Annotated in this window: 2 rRNA genes; both read left to right on the forward strand. The window is 57.5% G+C overall.

The window, feature by feature from the left end:
* A 23S ribosomal RNA gene (locus AB4048_RS28980) occupies window positions 1–95 on the forward strand; the annotation flags it as partial.
* A gap of 252 nt (window positions 96–347) precedes the next feature.
* Window positions 348–462, forward strand: a 5S ribosomal RNA gene (gene rrf, locus AB4048_RS28985).
* Window positions 463–466 lie beyond the last annotated feature (4 nt).

Below are 466 nucleotides of genomic sequence, written 5' to 3' on the forward strand. Positions count from 1 at the left end.
AGAGCCGTGGAAGACTACCACGTTGATAGGCCGGGTGTGGAAGTGCGGCAACGCATGAAGCTTACCGGTACTAATAGCTCGATTGGCTTGATCGTTCTCATTGCCGATGTTCATCGCCCGGCGAAGCTAAACCCTTCGTCCGGCTCGATAAACATCCTCTTTTGTCCTGACGCGCCAAAGGCGCTGCGGACGGAGGCCTGTATGGGTGCCAAAAGCACCCCGCAGACCCCAAAAGGTTCCAAAGACGTGTTCAAAACCAGCGAAACGGACCCGGATAGCGCAACGCGCTGTTCGCCACTCCTGTTCGCTCACAAAATCCAGCTTCTCAATTTGTTGCGCTTTGCCGACCTGGTGGTTATGGCGGGGTGGCCGCACCCGTTCCCTTTCCGAACACGGCCGTGAAACGCCCCTGCGCCCATGGTACTTCGTCTTAAGACGCGGGAGAGTAGGTCACTGCCAGGTCTGC

The sequence above is a fragment of the Rhizobium sp. RAF56 genome, assembly GCF_052113965.1.
In the GTDB taxonomy this organism is placed as follows: domain Bacteria; phylum Pseudomonadota; class Alphaproteobacteria; order Rhizobiales; family Rhizobiaceae; genus Rhizobium.